The sequence below is a fragment of the uncultured Cedecea sp. genome, from assembly GCF_947498825.1.
Taxonomy (GTDB): domain Bacteria; phylum Pseudomonadota; class Gammaproteobacteria; order Enterobacterales; family Enterobacteriaceae; genus JGM124.
Window position 1 is genome coordinate 323660 of record NZ_CANMLV010000002.1, and the last position, 24941, is coordinate 348600.

Consider the following 24941-nt stretch of genomic DNA (forward strand, 5'->3'; position numbering starts at 1 on the left):
TGATGAAAGAAGGAGCAGTATGTGAGTATTAGTCCAGGCGATAACGTCGCACTCGCCCCATCACACAACCGTCATGCTTTGGCTTCGGTACTGTGCGCCATTATACCCGGCTTTGGTCAGTTCTATCATCGCCAGTGGGTGAAAGGGCTTGTCTTCCTGGTATTAATCGGGAGTTTTCTCGGTGTTTTTTATGATTTTCTAAAACATGGACTATGGGGACTGTATACGCTTGGCGAACAGGTTCCGCGTGATAACTCTATTTTCCTGCTGGCAGAAGGGATAATCAGTATTCTGATCATCTGCTTTGGCCTGGGTCTCTATTTTCTTTCATTTCGTGATGCATGGATAAACGGCAAGAAGCGTGATGCCGGACTGCCGCTGAATAGCGTTCGTAAACAGTATCAGTTGCTGCTCAGTGAAGGCTTTCCCTATTTGATGGTAACACCCGGATTTATTCTGCTGGTGTTTGCCGTGATCTTCCCCATTTTATTTGGCTTCTCTATCGCCTTTACCAACTACAACCTTTATCACACACCACCAGCAAAACTGGTGGACTGGGTTGGATTTAAAAACTTTATTAATATTTTCACGCTGAATATCTGGCGCTCTACCTTCTTTGATGTGCTGCAATGGACGGTGGTCTGGACTCTGCTGGCAACCACGTTGCAGTGTTCGGTAGGTGTTCTGTTAGCCATTCTGGTCAATCAAAAAGATCTGCGTTTTAAACCGCTGATTCGTACTATTTTTATCTTGCCGTGGGCGGTACCTGGCTTCGTGACTATTCTGGTTTTTGCCGGGATGTTTAACGACACGTTTGGGGTGATTAATAACGCTATTCTGGCCTTCTTCGGTGTAGAACCCAAAGCCTGGATGACGGATCCGTTCTGGACCAAAACGGCACTGATCCTGATGCAAACCTGGCTCGGTTTTCCCTTTGTGTTTGCTATGACCACCGGTGTGTTACAGGCTATTCCGGATGATTTATATGAAGCGGCTACCATGGATGGCGCCAGCTCTTATACCAAGTTACGCACTATTACGTTACCCCTGGTGATGTACTCTATTGCGCCGATTATCATCACGCAATACACCTTCAACTTTAATAACTTCAACATTATTTATCTGTTCAACAACGGCGGCCCGGCTGTGGCGGGTTCCAATGCAGGCGGAACGGATATTCTGGTGTCGTGGATTTATAAGTTGACCATGTCCTCTTCCCAATACGCGATAGCAGCCACTATCACCATTTTATTATCCATCTTTGTTGTGGGTATAGCGCTGTGGCAATTCCGGGCAACCAAATCATTCAAAAATGATGACATGGCATAGGAGACAAAACATGGCTAAGTCGCAAAGTATCAAGCAAGAAAAGTGGATCCGACTGTCTCTTTCATGGCTGGTTATCATCCTCGTTTCCGTCATCATTATTTATCCACTGATCTGGACGGTAGGGGCATCGCTTAACGCCGGTAATAGCCTGCTCAGCACCTCTATTATCCCCACAAATCTCACATTCGAGCACTATGCCAGTTTATTCAATGGCAATGTGGACTATCTGTCCTGGTACTGGAACTCAATGAAAATTAGTTTTCTGACCATGATATTCACCCTTATCAGCGTCAGTTTTACGGCCTACGCTTTCTCACGCTTTCGCTTTAAAGGCCGGCAGAATGGACTGATGCTATTTCTGTTATTGCAGATGATCCCACAATTCTCAGCGTTGATTGCCATTTTTGTGCTCTCCCAGTTGCTCGGACTGGTCAACAGCCATCTGGCTCTGGTACTGATTTATGTCGCTGGCATGATCCCGATGAATACCTATCTGATGAAGGGCTATCTTGACGCTATCCCTAAAGATCTCGATGAGTCAGCACGGATGGACGGTGCCAGCAATTTCCGTATTTTCATTGAGATAATTATGCCGCTATCAAAACCGATCCTTGCGGTCGTGGCATTGTTCTCTTTTACCGGACCGCTGGGTGACTTCATTTTATCAAGCACTATTCTGCGCACCCCGGACCAATACACCCTACCGATTGGCCTCTATAACCTTGTGTCACAAAAAATGGGCGCCAGTTACACCATGTATGCCGCAGGCGCGGTATTGATTGCAGTCCCGGTAGCGATTCTCTACCTGGCATTGCAGAAATACTTTGTGTCCGGGCTGACTTCAGGCAGTACTAAAGGATAAAACGATGAAAAAGTTTGCACCGACATTACTGGCAGTCTGTTTATCGCTCAGCATGACAAGCACCGCTTTTGCTACCAGCGATGTGGTTATTACACCGTTTAAAAATATGCCTGCAGATTTTATTAAAGGCGCAGATATCTCAACGCTTGCAGAAGTTGAACGCCAGGGAGCCAAGTTCTATAACGAACAGGGTGTCCAGCAAGATGCTATCGCTATCTTAAAACATAACGGTATTAACTATGTACGCCTGCGTTTATGGGTCGATCCTAAAGACGCTAACGGCGCTACTTATGGCGGTGGCAGCAACGATCTTGAGACGACTCTGGCATTGGCCAAACGAGTCAAAGCTCAAGGAATGAAGCTGTTGCTGGACTTCCACTATAGCGACTTCTGGACCGATCCGGGGAAACAGTTCAAGCCAAAAGCCTGGCAGAAAATGAACTATGATCAGCTAAAAATCGCCATTCATGATTACACACGTGACACCATCGCCACCTTTAAAAAGGAGGGCGTTTTACCCGATATGGTACAAATCGGTAACGAAATTAACGGTGGTATGTTGTGGCCGGAAGGAAAAAGCTGGGGACAAAATGGAGGCGAATTTGATCGTTTAGCGGGACTGCTTAATGCAGCCATCAGCGGTCTGCGGGAAAATCTTAACTCCCCGTCAGATGTCAAAATTATGCTGCATCTGGCAGAAGGTACCAAGAATGATATGTTCCACTGGTGGTTTGATGAAATCACTAAACGTGATGTGCCATTCGATATTATTGGCCTGTCGATGTACACCTACTGGAATGGTCCAATCAGCGCCCTGAAAGCGAACATGGACGATATCAGTAAGCGTTATAACAAAGACGTAATTGTGGTTGAGGCGGCTTATGGCTACAGCCTGGAAAATTGCGATAACGCGGAAAATAGTTTTACGGAAAAAGAAGCCAAAGATGGCGGCTATCCTGGCACAGTCCAGGGACAGGCAAACTTTATTCATGATCTTATTCAGGCTGTCATCGATGTTCCCGACGGTCGTGGTAAAGGCATATTTTATTGGGAGCCGACCTGGATAGTCGCGCCGGGAAATACCTGGGCTACGCCAGTCGGTATGGAATATATTGAAGACCACTGGAAGACAGGTAATGCCCGTGAAAACCAGGCGTTATTTGACTGCAAAGGTAAAGCTCTGCCATCTATTAAAGTATTTAATTAATTACACCTTATTAACGGGTGAAGTCTATCGTTTTATTTTAAGGATATATTATGTTTAAGTTTCCACCTTTAAGCGCAAAGGTTCCTGCGTTATTGCATGGTGCTGACTATAATCCAGAACAATGGGAGAATTATTCTGGTATTATTGAAAAAGATATTACCATGATGAAACAAGCAAAATGTAATATCATGTCCGTAGGAATATTTAGCTGGGCAAAACTTGAGCCACAAGAAGGTTTATATGATTTTATCTGGCTCGATGAAATAATAAATAAACTCTATGCGGCTGGCATACATATCTTTCTCGCCACACCGAGCGGAGCCCGTCCGGCGTGGATGTCGCAAAAATATCCCGAAGTCCTTCGTGTTGGGCGAGACAGAGTGCCCGCTTTACATGGCGGGCGTCACAATCACTGCCTGAGCTCTCCAGTTTATCGCCAGAAAGTTCAGCAGATGAACCAGCAGCTGGCAGAACGCTATGCGCATCATCCGGCAGTGATTGGCTGGCATATTTCTAATGAATATGGCGGAGAATGTCATTGTAATAGCTGTCAGCAAAAATTCCGTCTCTGGCTGCAGGAACGTTATCAGACCCTGGACGCGTTGAATGAGGCTTGGTGGAGTACTTTCTGGAGCCATACCTACAGCGACTGGTCACAAATTGAATCTCCCTCTCCTCAGGGTGAAGTCTCTATTCATGGCCTCAATCTTGACTGGAAACGCTTCAACACTGCACAAGTTACTGATTTTTGCCGTGAAGAAATTAAGCCATTAAAAGCTGTCAATCCGGAAATTCCGGCGACAACAAACTTTATGGAGTACTTCTACGACTACGATTACTGGAAACTGGCGGAGGCTATCGATTTTATCTCCTGGGACAGTTATCCCATGTGGCATCGTGAGAAGGATGAAACCTTACTTGCCTGCTATACCGCGCTGTATCACGATATGATGCGTTCCCTGAAGCAAGGTAAACCATTCTTCCTGATGGAGTCGACGCCCAGTGCCACCAACTGGCAGCCACTCAGTAAACTAAAAAAACCGGGTATGCATATCCTCTCTTCACTGCAAGCTGTGGCGCATGGTGCCGATTCCGTTCAGTATTTCCAGTGGCGCAAAAGCCGCGGTTCAGTTGAGAAATTCCATGGCGCGATTGTTGACCATGTCGGGCATATTAATACCCGTGTGGGCCGTGAAGTTAGTGAACTAGGGCGCATTCTGGAATCGATGGCACCGGTAGTCGGTAGCCGGGTAGAAGCGAAAGTGGCGCTGATTTTTGATCAGGAAAGCCGCTGGGCGATGGATGATGCTCAGGGACCACGGAACTGTGGGCTGGAGTTTGAGAAAACCCTGGCTGAACATTACCGCCCGTTCTGGGAGCAAGGGATCGCCGTCGATGTTATCAACGCTGACTGCGATATCTCTGATTATGCCCTGGTGATTGCCCCTATGCTGTATATGGTACGTGATGGCTTTGCTGACAAGGTAACCCGTTTTGTTGAACAAGGCGGCCAGTTTGTCACTACCTACTGGAGCGGTATTGTTAATGAATCTGACCTCTGCTATCTCGATGGTTTCCCTGGCCCGTTACGTAAATTACTCGGCATCTGGGCTGAGGAAATAGACTCTCTGGGTGATGATGACAGCAATCAAATACAGGGATTAGCAGGAAATAAGGCCGAGCTGCAGGGACCTTATCAGGTGCGTCATTTGTGCGAACTGATCCACCTGGAAACTGCCGATGCAGTGGCTCACTACCGGGAGGATTTCTATGCTAACCGCCCTGCCGTGACAGTAAATCAGGTGGGTTCAGGGAAAGCCTGGTATGTTGCCTCCCGCAATGATGCCGCCTTCCAGCGTGATTTCTTCGGTAGCATTATTCGCGAGCTTAAACTTCCTCGCGCTCTGGAAAGCCAGTTCCCGGCGGGGGTGACTGCTCATCGTCGTACTGATGGTGAAAGTGAATTTATCGTGGTAGAAAACTACAGCGATAAAACACAAACTCTGGCATTACCTACAGCCTTTATCGATATGGTCACCCGGAAACCGGTAGAGGGTAATATCACACTTTCCCCTTGGGGAAGCCAGGTATTAACCCGTCGTATTGTCTGATCCTGTTTAACGTTGTTTCCTGCCCATTCAGCCGAATGGGCATTTTTTTATCTGTCGTTCTCCATGTAAAAGGTAACTATTATGGTCAGTCTGAAATCTTTACTGCATTATTCTACACACCCCAAACCCAGTCAGCCGTTAACAGAGGCTGAACAACAACGGGCAGAGGAGTTATTAAATAACTTTGGTGGCAGAGCTAATATTATACAAATAGATGCTTGTATTACACGCTTACGTGTCACTGTAAATGATTTATCAAAGGTGAATTCTGAAGCATTACAGAGAGCCGGAGCATTAGGCGTTATTATTCTTGGTAAAGAGGTACATGCAATATTTGGCATACAGTCAGATAATTTACGTAAAATACTCGACGAGCATTTTTCTGAGCGTTAATAAAAAAAGGGGTAACACCATAGTTACCCCAAACAAACCCATCAAAATACATCAAAAAGGTGCCAGCAGAGATGAGGTGCTATAACGAATAATAACGATAAAGATATATCACTAAATAGTTCCAAAATAATTCGAGTTACTTGTAGACGCGAAGTGAGGCACGTCGATAAGCATAGATAAACTCTGTGATTCGGCGCGCCTCACGCACGCAACACTCAAACAACTTGAAGTATGGCAGGTGTAAACAGGTGGACGTAATTACCACCAAGCCTCAACTTGTACACCAAAGTTCCAGTCATTGCTCGCAGTACCATCTTTAAATGGTTTACCGTCTTCAGAGTCATTCAGATAAGAGGCAAAAACACGCAGTTCAGGACGCGCCATAAAGTCTGTGGAAGGAGCCAGACCGAGTGCAATGGTATATTTTTCGCCACCTTGCTTATAGTGAGTTCCGTTGTTGTAGTTCTCTTTTTGATAGAAACCGCCCACCTCACCAATACCACGCACATATTCGGTGAACTGATACTGAGCGCGTCCCACCAACGAAACCATACGGGTCTTGTCAGTGTATTCAGTGGTTTTATCCGCAGCACCGAAGGTCAGGACATGATTAAGGGAGAACTTATCGGTGATTGGAATAAGCCCGGTGTTAATGACACGATAACCCGTCGCTTTGTCGGTAACGTTCCAAATATCGTACCAGCCCCCTCCCTGAGAGACCATATTCTGAGCCAGGCCTTTATTTGCGTACTGGAATACCAGCTTATTATAACCCCCGAACATATCCTGACTGATTTCACTGGTGATCATTACGCCATTTTTCGCGTCATACAGGCCGCCATACTCTTTTTGTTTTTTCGTTGGGTTTGGCATCGCGTAGTCAATACCAAATTCGGTCCAGGCTCCCTGCCACGGCTTAAATCCGGCATAACGTAAATCGAGATAGTTGATATTGACATCATTTTTGCCATCTTCACGGACATCAACATCATTTCCATCGCCGCGGATCCAGGCAAATGAGACAGCCCCCGGACCTAAACTGTAGTTTTCAATTCCGGCTCCGGATCCTGAAATGTTCCAGTATTTAGTATCAATGATGTGTAAATCATGGCGCTGATAGTAACGTTTCCCCCCCCAGATAACCGCCTCTTTGTTATCAGGGATCAGTCCCTTAATCTGCAGATTTAACTGGCGCAGGCCAAATGTCGCATCGTCATTAAACGTAGTTTCACTGTCATTTGAACCATCAGACTGCATGCTTATCATGCTGTTAACGTAAAAACTTACATCATTCTGTTGGTATACGTTAGCACCCAGCTCAACTTCCCCGTAGGTATCATTTTCGTTACCCAGACGACCCAACTTGTTTTTTTGCCACTCCACCATGCCACCATCCTGTGACACGCCGACCCCGCCTCTCAGGTAACCGTGGAAGTCGATCTTTTCAATAGCCAAAACAGCTGGTGACGTCAGCGCAGCCGCTAACGCAACAGATAAAACGCGCAATTTGGTGTTCATATTATCCTCTGTGTTGTTTGTTTTTGTATTACGTTCACATTGAGGGTGGTATAAAATGCTTAATTATAATAACTGGCAACATACAGAGTAATTTATTGTGATTCAGTGCAAATAAATCAGCGATAAGTGTAACGATAAGTGACACCTTTCACTGATTTTTGTAATGTGATCGTCATACATTCAGTCATACTCCTACGCCACTCACCAGGGGCGTCAGGTTTTTAAGCCATACCCCTGTTACAATCAGGGAAGAACACTTACAGGGAACCGGATAATGAAGTCAAAAAACGCGACATTAGAAGACGTTGCTCGCCATGCTGGGGTCTCATATCAAACTGTATCAAGGGTGCTAAACAAGTCAGCGAATGTTTCAGAGACCACGCGTCGCAAGGTCGAAATGTCAATTGAAGAGCTGCGTTACGTTCCCAACAGGCTTGCCCAACAACTGGTTGGCAAGCAAAGTATGACAGTAGGATTAGTGACCACATCACTGGCATTACATGCCCCTTCACAGATTGCAGCAGCGATTAAACAGTATGCAAATACTGAAGGGTATCAGGTACTGATTTCAATGATAGATGAGAACGTCTACCAAAGCATTCAAGACTCGATCAATGAATTGAAATCACAGCGGGTCAACAGAGTGATTATCAATGTGCCATTAGAGACTGATATCGCTGAAAAAATATCAAAAGAAAATGATGATGTGATCTGTCTTTTTCTCGATGTAGACCCATACAGCTCGGTGTTTAACGTTTCGTTTAATCCGGCAGATGGTACGCGAGCCAGTGTAAAATACCTTTATGAACTGGGGCATCGAGAAATTGCGCTATTGGCCGGACCAAAGCAGTCAGTTTCAGCCAATCTACGACTGAAAAGCTGGCAGGAGACACTGGAAGACTACAGTCTACAGCCTGCGATTGTGCTACATGGGAACTGGGATGCACAAAGCGGTTATAACTGCGCGCTACAAATGCTACGTGAAGTTCAGCATTTCAGTGCGGTACTGGTGGCCAACGATCAGATGGCTCTCGGAGTACTCAGCGCATTTCATCAGCAGCAGTTAAGTATCCCCGGACAAAAATCTGTAGTCGGATACGATGATACATATGAAAGTTCCTTTTTCTATCCTGCACTGACTACCGTATCACTTGATCTTGATCTCCAGGGAAAAGAAGCGGTACGGCATATACTGAATGCCACTGAGAATGATACGCAGCGCCTGTCTGCTATCTTGCCAGCGAAATTAGTGGTGAGAAATTCAACCGGACCACAGGCAAAAGAGAAGCGTGATTTACAACAAATAGCAGAAGAACTGCGCGTAATTGCACGAAAGCTGTCGCAGTGATACGACTTGTTGGCTCAATTTACTGATAAAACGCAAGAGTGGCGAATAAACGTGGCGTAATAATCGACGGAGACATTCTGAAGCCGCTCATTCTGTCGAAAAATTGGCGGTTACTGATTGCCATCGTTGTATTAGGATAGAGAAGATTAACGTTGTTCTTAACAATTCACATCTACAACAAGGATTAATAAAATGAGTGAAATCAAATTATTAGGTATTGCAGGTAGCTTGCGTAAAGCATCAACTAACCTCGGATTGCTTCGTGCAGCTCAATCGGTGTTACCTCAGGGTGCCTCGCTGGAGATAGCCGACTTACTCGACGTTCCTTTCTATAATGCTGATTTAAAAGAAGTCCCGGAATCGGTTCAACGTATAGCCAAACAAGCCCAGAACGCTGATGGCTTTGTCTTCGCTTGTACTGAATATAATTATTCTATGGCACCAGCACTTAAAAACATTTTAGACTGGCTATCCCGCTTACCTGAGCCCTCCGTTCTCAACAATAAACCAGCTGCATTGATGGGAGCAGGAGGCGGTATGGGAACATCACGAGCACAATATCATTTACGCCAAACCTGTGTTTTTTTGAATATTCACCCGCTGAACAGACCTGAAGTCTTCTCGAGCGCTTTTGCTGGTGGTTTCGATGAGCAAGGCAACCTGACGGATGAAAAAATCAAGGCATTAGTTGAAACTCAGATGCTTGCATTAACTCAGGCTATAACTGTCAAATAAATCTGTGCTGGTCGCGATGAAACTGCAAATAAAACAGCCGGCCAGGTTAAACACCTGGCCGGCTGTTTGTTTTACTCGTCTGCTCTTACAGGCTGGCGGTAAATGTACGGGTGATTACATCACGCTGTTGTTCTGGTGTCAGGGAGTTGAAACGTACTGCATAACCTGAAACACGAATGGTCAGCTGCGGGTATTTTTCCGGGTGCTTAACCGCATCTTCCAGTGTTTCACGACGCAGAACGTTAACGTTCAGGTGCTGACCACCTTCCACGCGAATTTCTGGTTTTAATTCCATCGGAATTTCGCGGTATTCGAACTGCCCCAATGCATTGATAGCCACAACTTCGTCTTCTGCAAAACCTGCTTTAGCACATACACAACGCGCTTCACCAGCTTCCTCATCAAGCAGCCAAAAAGAGTTCAAAAGTTGATCGTTAGCGGCTTTAGTAATCTGGATACCTGTAATCATTGTATTTCTCCCTATGGGCTCATATTGCTGATTTTAGGGCCAGCATGCTGGCTCATTGGTAAAACCTTTGTTTTAATAATGTTCTTATATCAGCCCGAGCCGGGTCATTCTTTGACCTGAATCAATAAAAACAATGCGCTTTTTATTGGAGTGACCAGATTTATTTGTTTTACATCAACTTACTGAGCGGCGTAAAAATCAAATTTTTCTGTAAATTATAAAAATTTTTATCAACCATCGATTCTCTGACACGCAGATATTTTACCCTGAGAGAAGAAGCAGTTAAGCTACTGGCTGACGACTTCACTGGAGAGCGAGATGACCACACCCCTCACCTGGCACGATGTGCTGGCAGAAGAGAAACAACAATCCTATTTTATTGATACCCTCAGTGCGGTCGCAGCTGCACGTGCAGCAGGTGTTACGGTTTATCCGCCCCAGAAAGATGTATTCAATGCTTTTCGCTTTACCGAACTCGGAGACGTGAAGGTCGTCATTTTAGGTCAGGATCCCTATCACGGGCCTAACCAGGCTCACGGTCTCTCTTTTTCCGTTCTGCCGGGCATAAATCCGCCTCCCTCGCTGGTTAATATGTATAAAGAGCTCGAGGCATCAATACCGGGCTTTATCCGCCCCAAACATGGCTATCTTGAAAGCTGGGCGCGTCAGGGAGTCTTATTACTGAATACGGTGCTAACCGTTGAGGCAGGCCAGGCCCATTCTCATGCCAAATTAGGCTGGGAAACCTTCACAGATAAAGTGATAGCGCTAATTAACCAGCACTGCGAAAGTGTTGTATTCCTGTTATGGGGTTCCCATGCACAAAAGAAAGGCCGCATCATCGACAGACAGCGCCACCATGTCTTAGCAGCCCCCCATCCTTCCCCGCTGTCTGCTCATCGCGGTTTCCTGGGGTGTGGTCATTTCTTGCAGACAAACCAGTACTTGGCAGAGCGGGGAGAGTCCCCTATTGACTGGGCACCTCAGCTCCCGGAACCGAAAGCGTAAAATGCAAAACGCCTGATAAAATACATCAGGCGTTTAAAGATAACGTGGGCAGGACAACAAAGTTATCAGGCTTTGTTTTGACGCCACCACTCAGCCAGCAATACTCCCGTCGCGACTGATACGTTCAGGCTTTCAACGTTACCCGTTCCGTTAATGGCAACACGCATATCAGCGTTATCAAAGGTCGAATCGGAAACACCATCACGCTCCTGGCCTAATACCAGTACCATTTTTTTCGGTAACTCCGCGCTAAACAGTGGCGTTCCCTGGTGGCTGGAAGTGGTGACTATCGCATAACCTGCACGGCGGAAAGATTCCAGACCATCACTGAATGTTTCACCGCTGATAGCGACGACATGTTCAGCCCCGCCTTCAGCAGTACGCACTGCAGCACCAGACTCCAGTAATGAAGCATCCTGAACCAGCAGGCCTTTAATACCGAAGTGAGCACAGCTACGCATAATGCCACCGAGGTTATGCGGGTTGCCCACATCTTCCAGCGCCAGAACACAGTCTTCTTCGCCCGCTTTAGCAAGCCAGCTTTGTACGGAAATACCATTACGCTTTTTAATCAGGAAGCAGACGCCACCGTGGTGTTCAGTGCCGGATGCTTTTTGCAGTTCTTCATCTTCAACCACATGGTAAGCTTTGCGGTTTGCCGCCATCCAGCGTAAAGCTTCTTTAAAACGTGGCGTAACGCTTTGAATAAACCAGGCGCGGACAATACAATCCGGACGGCTCTGGAATAATGCCTGACAGGCATTTTCACCGTAGACACGAGTTTCTTCGGCGCGCTGGCGGCGAATCACTTCAGGGTCGACAAAACTTTTACCGCTAATGCCACCATGATCTGGAGTTGCAGGGACATTTTCCCGTGGAGCACGGGAAACCGTACGCCATGGCGAACCATCACTTCCCAAGTCATGGTTTTCGCTACGGGCGCGATCACCACGTGGTTTGTCAGCATGACGAGCTGGACGACGAGCGCCTCCTTCATTACGTGACTGTCCTGCAGGACGCCCACCGCCTTTTCCGGTTCGCGGATTCTGGCTGCGTTTATCACTGTCATCGTCACCGCGGACATACATCACTTTGACCTTGCCGCTTTTACCTTTAAATTCGTCGTTCATTTTTCCTCCACCTCGCTGAGCGCAACGCGCGCAGATTACCTGATGTGGCGCGGCTTCGCCATTAACTTTAGTCAAAAGCTATTAACTATTGCATCTATCGGGATAATCGCCTGGTTACCCCTACAGATTAATTGATATTATCAGGGCTGTAATGCCATGCTGTAACACGTTTATATCATTTAATAACAAATGACGCTTTGAGGTTAACCATGAATACCGTGTGTGCCGAATGCCAGGCGATTAACCGTCTGCCTGAAGACCGTATTGATGACGGAGCAAAATGTGGGCGTTGCGGACATCAACTGTTTGATGGTGAAGTGGTTAATGCCACCGCTGAGACCCTGGATAAACTGCTGAAAGACGACCTGCCCGTAGTGATAGATTTCTGGGCGCCCTGGTGTGGTCCTTGCGTAAATTTTGCCCCTGTTTTTGAAGATGTTGCCGAAGAACGTAGTGGTAAAGTGCGCTTTGTTAAAGTGAATACCGAAGCAGAACAGGCGCTAAGTGCACGTTTTCGTATCCGCAGCATTCCCACACTGATGATTTTTAAACAAGGCCAGATGGTCGACATGCTGAATGGTGCGCTGCCAAAAACACATTTTGATAACTGGCTCGACGAAAAGATCTGAACCGCAGGGGCATTCCACTGTGCCCCCGCTTATAATCCAGGTTAACATAGCGTTTTTAGACAGAATCCCTTCATGACCGATAATGCTGTTCTTCGCCTTCGGAGCGAACGTCTTGCGCGGGCGACTCGTCCTTTCCTTGCTCGCGGGAATCGTGTTCTTCGTTGTCAGCGCTGCTTGCTACCACGCAAAAATTGCCTGTGCGCCAGTATTAAACCGCAAACCTCCCACAGCCGCTTCTGCCTGGTGATGTTTGATACCGAGCCTCTAAAACCCAGTAATACTGGTCGTTTGATTGCCGATATTCTTCCTGATACCCAGGCTTTTCAGTGGTCTCGTACTGAACCGCCTGCAGATTTAATCGAATTAGTCGCCAGTGAGAATTATCAGCCTATGGTAGTCTTTCCGGCGAGTTATGCCGACAGCTCACGTGAAGTGCTCACAGCCCCCCCCACCAGTGGTAAACCACCCCTGTTTATTATGCTTGACGGAACCTGGACTGAAGCACGAAAAATGTTCCGTAAAAGTCCATACCTGGACGCTCTGCCGGTTATCTCTGTCGATTTAACCACGACCTCAAGCTATCGTTTACGTGCAGCACATGGTGAGGGACAATACTGTACCGCCGAAGTGGCAGCAACCTTGCTCGAACTGGCGGGTGATATCCAAGCCTCAACGGGTCTGCAGCAACATTTTATTCATTTTCGTGAGTGTTATTTAGCGGGTAAACCTCACCATCAGGGCAGTATCACAGCAGAGTCGAGCAAAAGCGTTTAGAATCAGTCAGACATCAGTTGTGGGAGAGCACTGTGAGCCAACGTGGACTGGAAGCGCTACTACGCCCGAAATCAATCGCCGTGATTGGGGCATCAGCCAAAAATCATCGCGCCGGTTATTTAATGATGCGTAATTTGCTGGCCGGGGGATTTAATGGCCCGATTATGCCAGTGACACCGGCTTACAAGGCGGTTTGCGGGGTACTCGCCTGGCCCAATGTGGCAAGCTTACCCTTTGCTCCGGACTTAGCGGTTATTTGTACCCATTCGCGTCGTAATCTGGAACTACTCGAAGCCCTGGGAGAGAAAAACTGCAAGGCATGTATCATTCTGTCCGCACCTCCGGAACAACTCCCCGAATTGCAGGCAGCTGCGGTACGCTGGCAAATACGCCTGCTGGGTCCTAATAGTCTCGGTTTACTTGCCCCCTGGCAGGGTCTCAATGCGAGTTTTTCGCCGGTTCCCATTCAAAAAGGTAAACTGGCCTTTATTTCTCAGTCTGCCGCGGTGTCCAATACTATTCTTGATTGGGCGCAGCAGCGAGAAATTGGCTTCTCCTGGTTTATCGCTCTCGGAGACAGCCTCGATACTGACGTTGATGAACTCCTTGACTATCTGGCCCGGGACAGCAAAACCAGCGCTATCCTGCTCTACCTGGAACACCTGAGTGATGCCCGGCGTTTTGTTTCCGCCGCCAGAAGTGCCTCGCGTAATAAACCTATTCTGGTGATCAAAAGCGGTCGTAGTGCAAAAGCACAGGCCCTGCTAAAAACCCATCCAGGACTCGATGCTGCATGGGATGCCGCGATTCAACGTGCCGGTTTGCTACGGGTGAAAGATACGCATGAACTGTTTTCTGCAGTGGAAACCCTGAGCCATATGCGCCCGTTACGTGGTGAAAGATTGATGATTATCAGCAACGGTGCTGCGCCTGCCGCACTGGCACTGGATGAACTTGAGCGCCGTAACGGAAAACTCGCCACGTTAAGTGAGCAAACATTAAACCATCTACGGGAAGCATTACCCGCCAGTGTGGAACTGGGTAACCCTATTGATTTACGTGATGATGCGACGTCTGAACGTTATCTACAGGCCGTTAAAGTCTTGCTGGATAGTCAGGAAATTGATGCCCTGATGATTATCCACGCTCCAAGCGCAGTCGCACCTGGTACTGCCAGCGCTCAGGCACTGATCGAGTTATTACGCAGCCATCCACGCAGTAAGTATCTCAGCATCATCACTAACTGGTGTGGGGAGTTCTCTTCTCAGGAAGCCCGGCGTTTATTCAGTGATGCCGGTATTCCTACCTACCGCACGCCTGAAGGCACTATCACCGCCTTTATGCATATGGTCGAATATCGCCGTAACCAGAAACAATTACGTGAAACCCCTGCGCTGCCGGCCAATTTAACCGCCAATGCCAATACTACCCATAATCTGATTCAGCAGGCGATGCAGGAAGGCGTCACTATGCTGGATACTCATGAAGTCAAACCGATTCTCGAAGCTTATGGCTTAACCACTCTACCCACCTGGATTGCCAGTGATAGCGCTGAAGCGGTGTATATCGCGGAACAAATTGGTTATCCGGTGGCGCTAAAATTACGCTCTCCGGATATTCCGCATAAATCGGATGTCCAGGGCGTGATGTTATACCTGAGGACTGCTCGTGAAGTTCAACAGGCAGCCGAAGCGATTATTGACAGGGTAAAAATGACCTGGCCTCAGGCACGTATCCATGGCTTGCTGGTCCAGGGAATGGCGAACCGTGCTGGTGCTCAAGAACTGCGTGTCGTGGTCGAGCATGACCCTATCTTTGGCCCGTTGATCATGCTGGGTGAAGGGGGCGTCGACTGGCGTCCTAATCAGCAGGCGGCCGTTGCGTTGCCGCCGTTAAATATGAATCTGGCACGCTATTTAGTTATCCAGGCGATTAAAATGGATAAAATTCGTAGCCGAAGTGCGTTACGTCCGTTGGATATCACAGGGTTGAGTACCTTGCTGGTTCAGGTATCGAATCTGATTATTGATTGCCCGGAAATTACCCGTCTCGATATTCATCCCTTGCTGGCTACCGGTGATGAGTTTACGCTGCTGGATGTCACACTTGAACTGGCCCCTTTCCAGGGCGATGCAGATGCACGTCTTGCAATACGTCCCTACCCACATCAGCTTGAAGAGTCTGTTCAGCTTAAGAACGGCGAATATTGTTTATTCCGTCCGATCCTTCCTGAAGATGAGCCTTTATTACAGCAATTTATTGCCAAAGTCACAAAAGAAGATCTGTACTATCGTTACTTTAATGAAATCAACGAATTTACCCACGATGATTTAGCCAATATGACACAGATAGATTACGATCGTGAAATGGCATTTGTGGCTATTCGTCAGAGTGCTGACAAAATGGAGATCCTCGGCGTGACTCGGGCTATTTCAGATCCCGATAATCTTGATGCAGAATTCGCGGTACTGGTTCGTTCTGACTTGAAGGGTTTAGGGCTGGGCCGTCGGTTACTGGAAAAATTGATCATCTATACTCGAGAACACGGGCTGGAAAAGCTCAACGGCATCACCATGCCAAACAATCGTGGCATGATAACTCTGGCCCGTAAGCTTGGTTTTATCGTTGATATTCAGCTAGAAGACGGCATTGTCAGTTTGACGTTACCCTTAGCTAAAATTGAGGCTAGACAATAAAGTACGGTAAAACCGCATCACATTGTCAGATAGTAGTGATATTATCAGCAAGTTATGACATCTGGATTTTCAGAAGGCCATCCATGAACAGAGAAGATATGCACTGTGATGTTGTCTAAATTTAAACGATATAAACATCAGCAACACCTTGCTCAGTTACCTAAGCTTTCTCAATCGGTTGATGATGTAAAAACCCTTTTCTCCCCGGCTGAGTTCAGAGAGACGTTGTTGCGTGAAATTACCAATGCAAGAAAGCGTATCACTATTGTCGCACTCTATCTGGAACAGGATGAGGCGGGTCAAGGTATCCTTTCTGCGCTGTATCAGGCAAAGCAGCAACATCCTGAGCTCAATGTCACCATTCTGGTGGACTGGCATCGTGCACAGCGCGGACGCATTGGTGTTGAAGCAACCAACACCAATGCGGACTGGTATCACCGTATGGCTGAGCAGCACCCGGATATCGATATTCCGGTTTATGGTGTACCGGTAAATACCCGGGAAGCACTGGGTGTGTTGCACTTTAAAGGCTTTATTATCGATGACTCGGTCGTTTACAGCGGCGCCAGCATTAATGATGTCTACCTGCATCAGCAGGATAAATATCGCTATGATCGTTATCATATCATTCATAACTCTAAGCTGGCTGATACGGTATCTGACTGGATCCATCAATATCTGATCCGTGGCCGTGCCGTACACCGACTCGACTCACCTTTACGGCCCAAAAGTCCGGATATTAAAAGTGATATCCGCCAGTACCGTCAGGAGCTGCGTGATACCGGTTTTACCTTCGAGGGGGATGCTGATAACGACAGCCTGGCGATTACACCTTTAGTGGGTCTGGGTAAAACCAGCAATCTGAATAAGGTGATATCGCATTTAATTCCCAGTACTGAGCATAAACTGGTTATTTGCACACCTTATTTCAACCTGCCAGCCGTACTGGTTCGCAGTATCATCAAGCTGTTGCGTGAAGGTAAACAGGTAGAAATTATCGTCGGTGATAAAACCGCGAATGATTTTTATATTCCTGAAGATCAGCCTTTTAAGATTATCGGCGCACTCCCTTATCTTTATGAAATTAACTTACGTCGCTTCCTTAGCCGCCTGCAATATTATGTCAGCAGTGAACAGCTGACCGTACGACTGTGGAAAGATGAGGATAATAGCTATCACTTAAAAGGGATGTGGGTAGACGATAAATGGATGTTGCTGACAGGCAATAATCTTAACCCGAGAGCCTGGCGTCTGGACTTAGAAAATGCTTTGTTGATCCATGATCCTAAGCAAGAATTGGCTGAACTACGGATAAAAGAACTTGATCTGATACGCACGCATACCACGATTGTGCATCATTACCGTGATCTTGAGAGTATCGCCGAGTATCCGGTGAAAGTTCGTAAGTTAATTCGCCGTCTGCGCCGTATTCGTGTTGATCGATTGATTAGCAGGATCCTCTAGCGCCAGAACGATGAAAAGATAATTATTAAAAACCCTGTCACACAGGGTTTTTTTATCTCTGAGGTTTACGATGAAGCGACTGATACTCCCCGCTGTTTTTTTACTTGCAGGCTGTAGCCATACCGCCAACGACAGATGGAGCGGTCAGGATAAAGCCCAACACTTTATTGCCTCTGCGATCCTGACAGCAGCAGGCAGTGAAGTAGCACAGCGGCAAGGGTCGAGTTCTGTACGTAGCGCCAATATCGGCTTTCTTTTCTCCGTTTCTCTGGGTGCAACAAAAGAATTATGGGACAGCCGTCCGGCAGGAACCGGATGGAGCTGGAAAGATTTTGTCTGGGATGTAGCAGGTGCCGCAACGGGATATACCGTCTGGCGGCTCGCCAACGAATAAACCCTGTATCTTGCACATTTATATAAATGAACTGTGCACACTCAGCTTTATCTGTGTCTCATTACATTACTGGTTGTTGCTACAAAGTGAGAGGAAAATTGCCCCATCTAACCGAAATAATTTGAGTTACTTATAGGGGCAGAGCAAAGCGTGACAATGAATGCAGACAGACTCAGTGATTCGCCACGCAAGGCTCCAGCAACCCTAAATAACTTGAAATATGGCGGGTATAAATTTAAAAAATAGAGAACAAATTAGAATCAAGGTACGATAACAAAATCCGGATTAGCGATAGCAAATGCGGCTTCACGATCTGCTGCTGGTGGGTAAATCCAAATCGTATTAATTTCTTGTTTGATTTTTTTTGCTTCTTCGCCAATAACACGGACCTGTCGATCCCAGCCTTCTGCATAAAGCGCACCCCATGCACCTAAATCCAGGCAAGTTACATATTTAGGCTGGCTATAGGGGTGCAATGGAAGATCAACTAATTCTGCAGCAGCATTATGGCCTGCAACACGACCAAGACTCATCGCATGCTGACATGACATCACATTGAAATTACCGATCTCGTCTGTTGGTACTTTCACTGTGTCGCCGGTAACGAAAATATTTTTAGCGCCGGGCGCGTGCAAGAATGCATCACCAAGTACACGCCCGAGATGATCTTTTTCACCAGAGAGCTGAGCTGTAAGTCGGCTTGCACGCATTCCTGCCGTCCAGATGACGGTATTAGCTGCGATTTCTTCCCCTGTTGACAAGGTTACTCCAGAGCCATTGACTGCTGTTACTTTTGCATTTGCTTTACCTTCAATACCGAGCTCTGTTAAGGCATTTTGAATAATAAGTGCCGCTTCACTTCCCATTCCTGCGCCGATATCTGGTGCCGTATCTATAATGACAACACGAACTGTTTGATCCTCCCCCAAAATATTACGTAAACGTGCAGGCATTTCAGTCGCAGTTTCAAGACCTGTCAGCCCACCGCCAGCAACAACAACGGTATTACGGGCAGCAGTGTTTGGCTGGCCATGCAAGTTTTTTAAATGTTGTTCCAGTTTTTTGGCATCATTCAGATCGCTGACACTGAATGCATATTCTGCAAGACCTGGAACGTCAGGCGTGAATACAGTACTACCTGTTGCTAAAACAAAGCGGTCGTATTCAATTATCTCTTGTTCACCACTTATTTTTTTTACTATGACCGTTTGAGTTTTATCATTAATACTTTCAACTAAACCGGCAATATGTTTAACACCAACAGCATTCAACAATGGTAAAATATCCGGATCCATATTATCAAGAGACTGCTCATAGAGTCGGGGACGAATCACAACATTAGGCGCTGGAGATACCATAAGTACCTCGATTTCATTTTCTTGATCAGCTAATACAATAGCTCTTTTTGCAGATATCGCAGCCCATAAGCCTGCGAACCCAGAACCCGCTACGACAATACGCTTATTCATAAGACTTTATCCTTTCAAAAAATCAGGTGGTTTATTGTTTAAATGCTCAATATAAAATTCAGAATGAGCAAATTTTTCTGACAGAACGATAAGCCAGAGACAAATAGTTTATTAACGAATCACTATAACTATAAAAACATCAACCCAAAAATACGGGATGTTTTTATTTTCTCTTGAACATCATTCACCTTTCATTCATACATTTACCAACATCATCAAAATATCCCTTACCAATTTCATAGTTATTCAAAGCCTCATATTCAATAATGCAGATAAAATTCAACAGGCAATTCACTCATACTTGATGAATAGAAAAGTTATTACTCAAGTTACATTGCTGATTTCCAATAATCACATTCCTTTCTGCTTTGAAAAAAACACTAAAACAGACGACATACATCATAATTTACTAACGTTTGTCAGACTTCCTATTCTGTATAGATAGTGGTTATAGCAGACATTCCAACTTTCAGTTTCTCTTGTTCAGGCTGATTTGGGGTTAAATGGATATGCACAGGTAAACGTTGAACAATTTTTGTAAAATTCCCAGTAGCATTGCTAGGTGCAACTGCGGCATAGCTATTACCACTAGCAGGAGCAATACTTTCGACAACCCCAGTAAATGTGTGCCCTGGTAATGCATCAACACGAATATCAACAGTTTGTCCGATTGCGACATGAGCGAGTTGTGTTTCACGATAATTTGCAAGAATATAAATTGAATCCAAAGGAACAATTGCTAATAGTGGTTTTCCTGTATTAGCATAAGAACCAACACGAATTGTTTTTTGCCCAATAATTCCATTCACTGGAGCATATATCTTTGTGTAAGAAAGCTTTAATTCAGCTGCAGATTGCGCTGCTTTCGCCAGAGAAAGCGTTGCCTCAGCCTTTTCCAGATCAGCTTGAATAATTGATGTTTGCTGCTGAGTAGCCGCATAGTTAGTTTTACTTTTTATCAAATTGGCTTGTTGAATATTAAGCTGAGTATCTGCTTGTTGCATAGCTTGTACTGTACCAGAACCATCACGAGCTAAATTACGATAACGTTCTGCATTTATTTTTGCTAATTTCAAAGTTTCTTCATCAGTTTGTGTGACTATTTTAGCTTGTTGAATTTTAAGTTCTTGCTGCGCGAGATGTGCTTGCAAATTTTTAATACTGGCTTGCGCACTGATAACCTGAGCTTTAGCAATATTTAATGCAATAACAAAATCACGATCATCTATTGTTGCAAGTAACTGACCTTGTTTAATATATTGATTATCGCGGACATACACCTTCACTATATTTCCAGATACTTGAGGTGATACAACCGTAAAATCAGCTTGTACATAAGCATCATCTGTTGATTGTAATCTTGCATCTGATTCAGGGCGATTTAAATACAGAACTATTGCAATGGTGACAATCAGACATAAGATAGAAAGAATAAATTTTGTTTTTTTGTGTAATGTCATAACTAGTCATCCTTTAAGTTTGAAGATGCAATTTTGAGTGGCTGTTGAGCATTAGGTGCAGGGATATAGGTCAACTGGAAGACCAATGGAATAAGAATGAGTGCAACAACACCTAAAACGTAATAAATATCTGCAACAGAAAGGACATGAGATTGTTGGTAGATCACCTGATCCAGAATAACAGGTTCGGATAACAATGAATGAAAGTTATCTTGCAAAGCGGCCTGGTCAGAGAGCACATTTCTATGAAAGATGTCACGCGTAATGATCCATTGATTAATCATTGTACCACCCGCAAGTGAACCCAGAGCTCTTAATGTATTAATAGTGCCAGACACATATGGTCCTTCAATTGGTTTGACAACACTGGTCGCTAAAAAAAGCATTGAGATAATAGCCATCGGCTGCCCAATAGCTTGTAATAATTGTATAAAATAAAACTGATCTTTATTCCATACACTATTTATTCCCATCCCTAAAAAACATGAAATAGAGATACAAAGTAATCCTATGCTAAATACAAGACGCGCATCCATCCATTTCTGTGAAAGCAACCATGCTATTAAGGGCCCCAGAATTAGTTGTGGTAAAGCTACGGTCAGACCAATAGATGCCATTTGCATAGGACGATACCCCTGAAGTGGAGCTAAATAACTGACAGGAAGCAATGAACCTGAGGTTAGTATAATAAGAAGCACAACAAATAAACTGAAGCTCAACCACAGATTTTTTCGTGATAATAGCTGTAACTTAATAAAGGGTGTCGGATGAAACCACTCTGTATATAAATAAATGATAAAAAAAATCAAACCAATAAATAAGAAGGTAGAAATCATCGGTGAGTAGAACCAATTTAATCGGACACCTTGGTCTAAAACAATCGCTATTAAAGAAAAAGCCGTTATTCCAGAGAACATACCAAACCAATTGGCCTGGCTAAATCGATCAAATTTAATATCCTCATTTGGCAAACCTATACTGATTAAGTAACCTGAGAACAGTGTTAAAGGAATAATCTGCCAATAAATCCAACGCCAATCAGCTATGTAATCAATCCAATATCCTGCAAGCCAGATTGAAATATTCGGTGTAAACGTTGCTGTCATTGCATAGAGAGCAAGACCATATAAACGGATTGAAGGGGGTAAAAATTTTAGTGCAGCCATCATCAAAACAGGGATCATGGCACCACTGGATGCGCCTTGTAAGCAACGAATGACAAGTAATAGATTGATATTCTGTATGAAGGGAAGAATAGCAGCTAAAACAGTACAAAGTGTTAATAGCCATAATTCAAAGCGACGGACCGATAAGGTAATTGCAAACCAAGCAGCAAAGGGCATTACGACTAATTCGCCTACATTATAAACTGTCGTTAACCAAGAAGCATCGTCTAAAGCAAATCCCAATACACCACGCAAATCTGTCAATGCTAATGCCGCAACGCGATTATTTAAACCAGCAGCAATAGCTGCGATTAAAATACCAACTAGACCTAGTAGTGGTTTCTTGGATGGCGTTTGTGCAGCAGACTCAGCTGGTATAGTTGGATTGGTATTCATTACTTGCTCTCTAAACGGGTATCGATAGTACGCATCGTGGAGATTTCGTTTGGATTCCATCCTCCACCTAATGATTTATATAAATCTACAATCCCCAGTGCTATTGCAGTTGTGCTGTTATCAAGATCGCGTTGATTTACCAGTAAGTTTCGTTCAGCTGTTAATACCGTTAAATAATCGGTTGTACCTTGCTGATAATTACGTTCATAAGCACGGAGCGATTGTTGATTTTCTGCGTAAACAATAGAAAGATCTGCATATTGGCTCTGCTGCTCAGCCAAAGCGTCAAACGCATTATTTATTTCATGCCATGCTTGTAAAACGGTTTTCCGATAAATGAGTGCAGCTGTTCGCTGTTTGGATTCACTGAGGGCAAGCCGTTGGCGTAATGCCCCACCTTGGAATATAGGTAAGTAAATAGTGGGACCAATGGAAAAAAAGCGCGCATCCCAACTGTCAAGCTGACCTGACTCAAGAGATTCAAAACCTATTTTTCCATTCAAGGTTACTCTAGGATAAAAATCCGCTTTCGCAATTCCAATGGAAGCAGTAGCTGCATGTAGTTGAGCTTCTGCTTGAAGTATATCAGGTCGATTGTGAGCAATCTCTGATGAAACACCCACGGGAATATTACTGGGCATTGATGGGAATGGCAGAACGATAGATAGCTCTTGATCGAGTGCCTTAGGTTTTTCACCTAATAGAAATGTTAATGCATTTAACAAGTTATTTTGCTTATGCAATAACCCAGTGACTGCTGCATTTTCTTTTGCTAATTGAGCCTTAGCAGATGAAACCTCAAATGTTGTTGTTGTTCCATTCTTCTTTCGGCTATTAACTAAGGTAAGTATTTCTTGAGCAATCAAGATACTTTGTTTGGCAATTTTTATCTGTGCTTGATTACTGCGCAATAATAAATAAGTTTTTCCGACTTCCGCAGACAGAGCCACTTTTGATAATTCATGGTCGTAGACTGTCGATTCTAAGGTTGCGTTGGCCATTTCTTTCATACGACCTACCCGTCCCCATAAATCAAGTTCCCAGTTTGCATCGAAACCCGTTTGCCAAAGATTACCAGCGGAACTTGGCGCCCCCAGAGCAACAAGTTTTCCATATTCACTTAATGCTTCACGCGAGTAATTGTTAAAATTACCTATTTTAGGGAGCTGCTGAGATGAAGTGATACCAAGCTGAGCACGACTTTGTTCAATACGTTCCGCCGTAATTTGCAAATCGAGGTTATTTTGCAAAGCCTGAAGCTGTAAAGCATTTAATATGGGATCATCGAATAATGACCACCAGTACTTGGGATAAGGTAAGTCTGAAAACTTGAAAGAGTTTTTATCGTACTTTTCAGGTTTTAATACAATGCCTGCCAGATCATTCGGCGATTGAACATAATCGGGACCAACCATACAACCTGCAAGCATAAATGTGATTGAAATGACCTTCAGTATGCTAAAGATGCGAGAATAAAAAGGTTTAATGGATAGTCGAATAGTCATCTGTGTTTCCCAAAACAATAAGTACCGATTGGTTTTTTTAAATTTAATGCATTAAAACAATGTGTTATTTTATATAATAATCAACAAAACAATTAACAGTACCGATCGGTACAGTCAATATAACAACTTACACTAATGCTGTCAAAAATTTAACAGGATGAAGAATCGATGGAAAAAGATACCGTTTTAAACCCAAAAGCCATGAAAGTACTACAAGCTGCACGACATGTATTTTTCATACATGGCTTTAGTGGAGCGACGACAGACATGATCCAACGTGAAGCTAAAGTTTCAAAATCAACTGTTTATGCACATTTCCCGAATAAAGAAGCCTTATTTATCGCCGTTATTGAGTTTGAATGCGCGGCATTTACGGATACAGTGCGTGAGATTACTTTTGTCCCCGGAAAGTTAAGAGAAACCTTAACGTCTATAGCCCAGGCATATTTAGCGATTGTACTGACAGCAAAAGCATTAGCTCTTTTTCGTGTTGTTGTAGCAGAAGCACCGAGATTTCCCGATTTAGCGCATACTTTGTATCAGGCAGGTCCAAAGGTGATTTACGAAATGACTGAAAACCTGCTGGTACGCGCTGAGCAGATGGGTGAAATCGATCTTAGCGAGCTTGGGAAAGAAATCACCGCTAATCAATTTATCAGCCTGGTTCGTAGCGAACCTCAATTGCAATGTTTATTACATCCTGAGGCGACACCTTCTGTTGTTCAAATAGATAAATGGGCAAATGATGCAGTGACAACGTTTCTGAGGGCATATGGTAAGAGGTAAAAACAGGCATATTTTCATCGAGTAGGAGGCGGGATCGCTCCCGCCGTCCTCTCACACCACCGTACGTACGGTTCCGTATACGGCGGTTCATG

At 45.0% G+C, this 24941-nt stretch carries 21 protein-coding genes; 14 read left to right on the plus strand and 7 right to left on the minus strand.

Annotated features, from left to right (window positions below):
* The first annotated feature begins 27 nt into the window (after nt 1-27).
* The 5 genes from Q1A40_RS04920 (at nt 28) to Q1A40_RS04940 (ending at nt 5902) form a co-directional block, all read left to right on the plus strand.
* The gene (locus Q1A40_RS04920; protein ID WP_299998352.1) at nt 28-1329 is read left to right on the plus strand and encodes a carbohydrate ABC transporter permease; all 1302 of its coding nucleotides are present in this window, start codon (nt 28-30) and stop codon (nt 1327-1329) included.
* Between the two features lie 10 nt (nt 1330-1339).
* Nucleotides 1340-2191, plus strand: coding sequence for a sugar ABC transporter permease (locus tag Q1A40_RS04925; RefSeq protein ID WP_299998311.1), 852 nt, complete (start codon nt 1340-1342; stop codon nt 2189-2191).
* 4 nt (nt 2192-2195) lie between these two features.
* Nucleotides 2196-3398, plus strand: coding sequence for an arabinogalactan endo-beta-1,4-galactanase (locus Q1A40_RS04930; RefSeq protein WP_299998312.1), 1203 nt, complete (start codon nt 2196-2198; stop codon nt 3396-3398).
* Between the two features lie 50 nt (nt 3399-3448).
* Entirely contained in the window at nt 3449-5509 is a 2061-nt protein-coding gene (locus Q1A40_RS04935) for a beta-galactosidase (protein ID WP_299998313.1), read from the plus strand.
* Nucleotides 5510-5590: 81 nt separating this feature from the next.
* The gene (locus Q1A40_RS04940) at nt 5591-5902 is read left to right on the plus strand and encodes a glucose PTS transporter subunit EIIB (RefSeq protein ID WP_299998314.1); all 312 of its coding nucleotides are present in this window, start codon (nt 5591-5593) and stop codon (nt 5900-5902) included.
* Between the two features lie 258 nt (nt 5903-6160).
* Here Q1A40_RS04940 and Q1A40_RS04945 read toward each other — a convergent pair whose 3' ends face one another.
* A complete protein-coding gene (locus Q1A40_RS04945) occupies nt 6161-7420 on the minus strand; it encodes a maltoporin (RefSeq protein ID WP_299998315.1) in 1260 nt (419 codons plus the stop codon).
* 274 nt (nt 7421-7694) lie between these two features.
* Between Q1A40_RS04945 and Q1A40_RS04950 the strand changes: the two genes are divergently transcribed.
* Nucleotides 7695-8768 carry a LacI family DNA-binding transcriptional regulator gene (locus Q1A40_RS04950; RefSeq protein ID WP_299998316.1) on the plus strand — a complete coding sequence of 358 codons (1074 nt, stop codon included), beginning with the start codon at nt 7695-7697 and terminating at the stop codon, nt 8766-8768.
* Nucleotides 8769-8960: 192 nt separating this feature from the next.
* On the plus strand, nt 8961-9503 hold the full coding sequence (locus tag Q1A40_RS04955) for an NADPH-dependent FMN reductase (RefSeq protein ID WP_299998317.1): 543 nt from the start codon (nt 8961-8963) through the stop codon (nt 9501-9503).
* Nucleotides 9504-9588: 85 nt separating this feature from the next.
* On the opposite strand, the gene grcA is transcribed toward Q1A40_RS04955, so the two are convergent.
* Nucleotides 9589-9972 (minus strand): autonomous glycyl radical cofactor GrcA, encoded by a 384-nt coding sequence (gene grcA / locus Q1A40_RS04960; RefSeq protein WP_299998318.1) that lies wholly within the window; start codon nt 9970-9972, stop codon nt 9589-9591.
* 318 nt (nt 9973-10290) lie between these two features.
* Here grcA and ung point away from each other — a divergent pair, with 318 nt between their 5' ends.
* Nucleotides 10291-10980 (plus strand): uracil-DNA glycosylase, encoded by a 690-nt coding sequence (ung, locus tag Q1A40_RS04965; protein ID WP_299998319.1) that lies wholly within the window; start codon nt 10291-10293, stop codon nt 10978-10980.
* A gap of 65 nt (nt 10981-11045) precedes the next feature.
* Here ung and Q1A40_RS04970 read toward each other — a convergent pair whose 3' ends face one another.
* On the minus strand, nt 11046-12110 hold the full coding sequence (locus Q1A40_RS04970; RefSeq protein WP_299998320.1) for a tRNA/rRNA methyltransferase: 1065 nt from the start codon (nt 12108-12110) through the stop codon (nt 11046-11048).
* A gap of 209 nt (nt 12111-12319) precedes the next feature.
* Here Q1A40_RS04970 and trxC point away from each other — a divergent pair, with 209 nt between their 5' ends.
* The 5 genes from trxC (at nt 12320) to Q1A40_RS05000 (ending at nt 18067) form a co-directional block, all read left to right on the plus strand.
* The gene (gene trxC, locus Q1A40_RS04975; protein ID WP_299998321.1) at nt 12320-12739 is read left to right on the plus strand and encodes a thioredoxin TrxC; all 420 of its coding nucleotides are present in this window, start codon (nt 12320-12322) and stop codon (nt 12737-12739) included.
* A 72-nt stretch (nt 12740-12811) separates the two neighbouring features.
* Complete coding sequence (locus tag Q1A40_RS04980; RefSeq protein WP_299998322.1) at nt 12812-13513, plus strand: tRNA-uridine aminocarboxypropyltransferase; 702 nt, start codon at nt 12812-12814, stop codon at nt 13511-13513.
* 32 nt (nt 13514-13545) lie between these two features.
* Complete coding sequence (gene pat / locus Q1A40_RS04985) at nt 13546-16209, plus strand: protein lysine acetyltransferase (protein ID WP_299998323.1); 2664 nt, start codon at nt 13546-13548, stop codon at nt 16207-16209.
* A gap of 108 nt (nt 16210-16317) precedes the next feature.
* Nucleotides 16318-17673, plus strand: a complete 1356-nt coding sequence (gene pssA / locus Q1A40_RS04995; RefSeq protein ID WP_299998353.1) for a CDP-diacylglycerol--serine O-phosphatidyltransferase — start codon at nt 16318-16320, stop codon at nt 17671-17673.
* A 70-nt stretch (nt 17674-17743) separates the two neighbouring features.
* The gene (locus Q1A40_RS05000) at nt 17744-18067 is read left to right on the plus strand and encodes a YfiM family lipoprotein (protein ID WP_299998324.1); all 324 of its coding nucleotides are present in this window, start codon (nt 17744-17746) and stop codon (nt 18065-18067) included.
* A 260-nt stretch (nt 18068-18327) separates the two neighbouring features.
* Here Q1A40_RS05000 and Q1A40_RS05005 read toward each other — a convergent pair whose 3' ends face one another.
* The 4 genes from Q1A40_RS05005 to Q1A40_RS05020 form a co-directional block, all read right to left on the minus strand.
* Entirely contained in the window at nt 18328-19536 is a 1209-nt protein-coding gene (locus tag Q1A40_RS05005) for an FAD-dependent oxidoreductase (protein ID WP_299998325.1), read from the minus strand.
* A 428-nt stretch (nt 19537-19964) separates the two neighbouring features.
* Nucleotides 19965-20996 (minus strand): HlyD family secretion protein, encoded by a 1032-nt coding sequence (locus Q1A40_RS05010; RefSeq protein ID WP_299998326.1) that lies wholly within the window; start codon nt 20994-20996, stop codon nt 19965-19967.
* A gap of 2 nt (nt 20997-20998) precedes the next feature.
* Nucleotides 20999-22558 (minus strand): MFS transporter, encoded by a 1560-nt coding sequence (locus Q1A40_RS05015; RefSeq protein ID WP_299998327.1) that lies wholly within the window; start codon nt 22556-22558, stop codon nt 20999-21001.
* A complete protein-coding gene (locus tag Q1A40_RS05020) occupies nt 22558-24063 on the minus strand; it encodes an efflux transporter outer membrane subunit (protein WP_299998328.1) in 1506 nt (501 codons plus the stop codon). The genes Q1A40_RS05015 and Q1A40_RS05020 overlap by 1 nt, the downstream gene beginning before the upstream one ends.
* 168 nt (nt 24064-24231) lie before the next feature.
* Between Q1A40_RS05020 and Q1A40_RS05025 the strand changes: the two genes are divergently transcribed.
* Nucleotides 24232-24849, plus strand: coding sequence for a TetR/AcrR family transcriptional regulator (locus Q1A40_RS05025; RefSeq protein WP_299998329.1), 618 nt, complete (start codon nt 24232-24234; stop codon nt 24847-24849).
* Nucleotides 24850-24941: the final 92 nt, after the last annotated feature.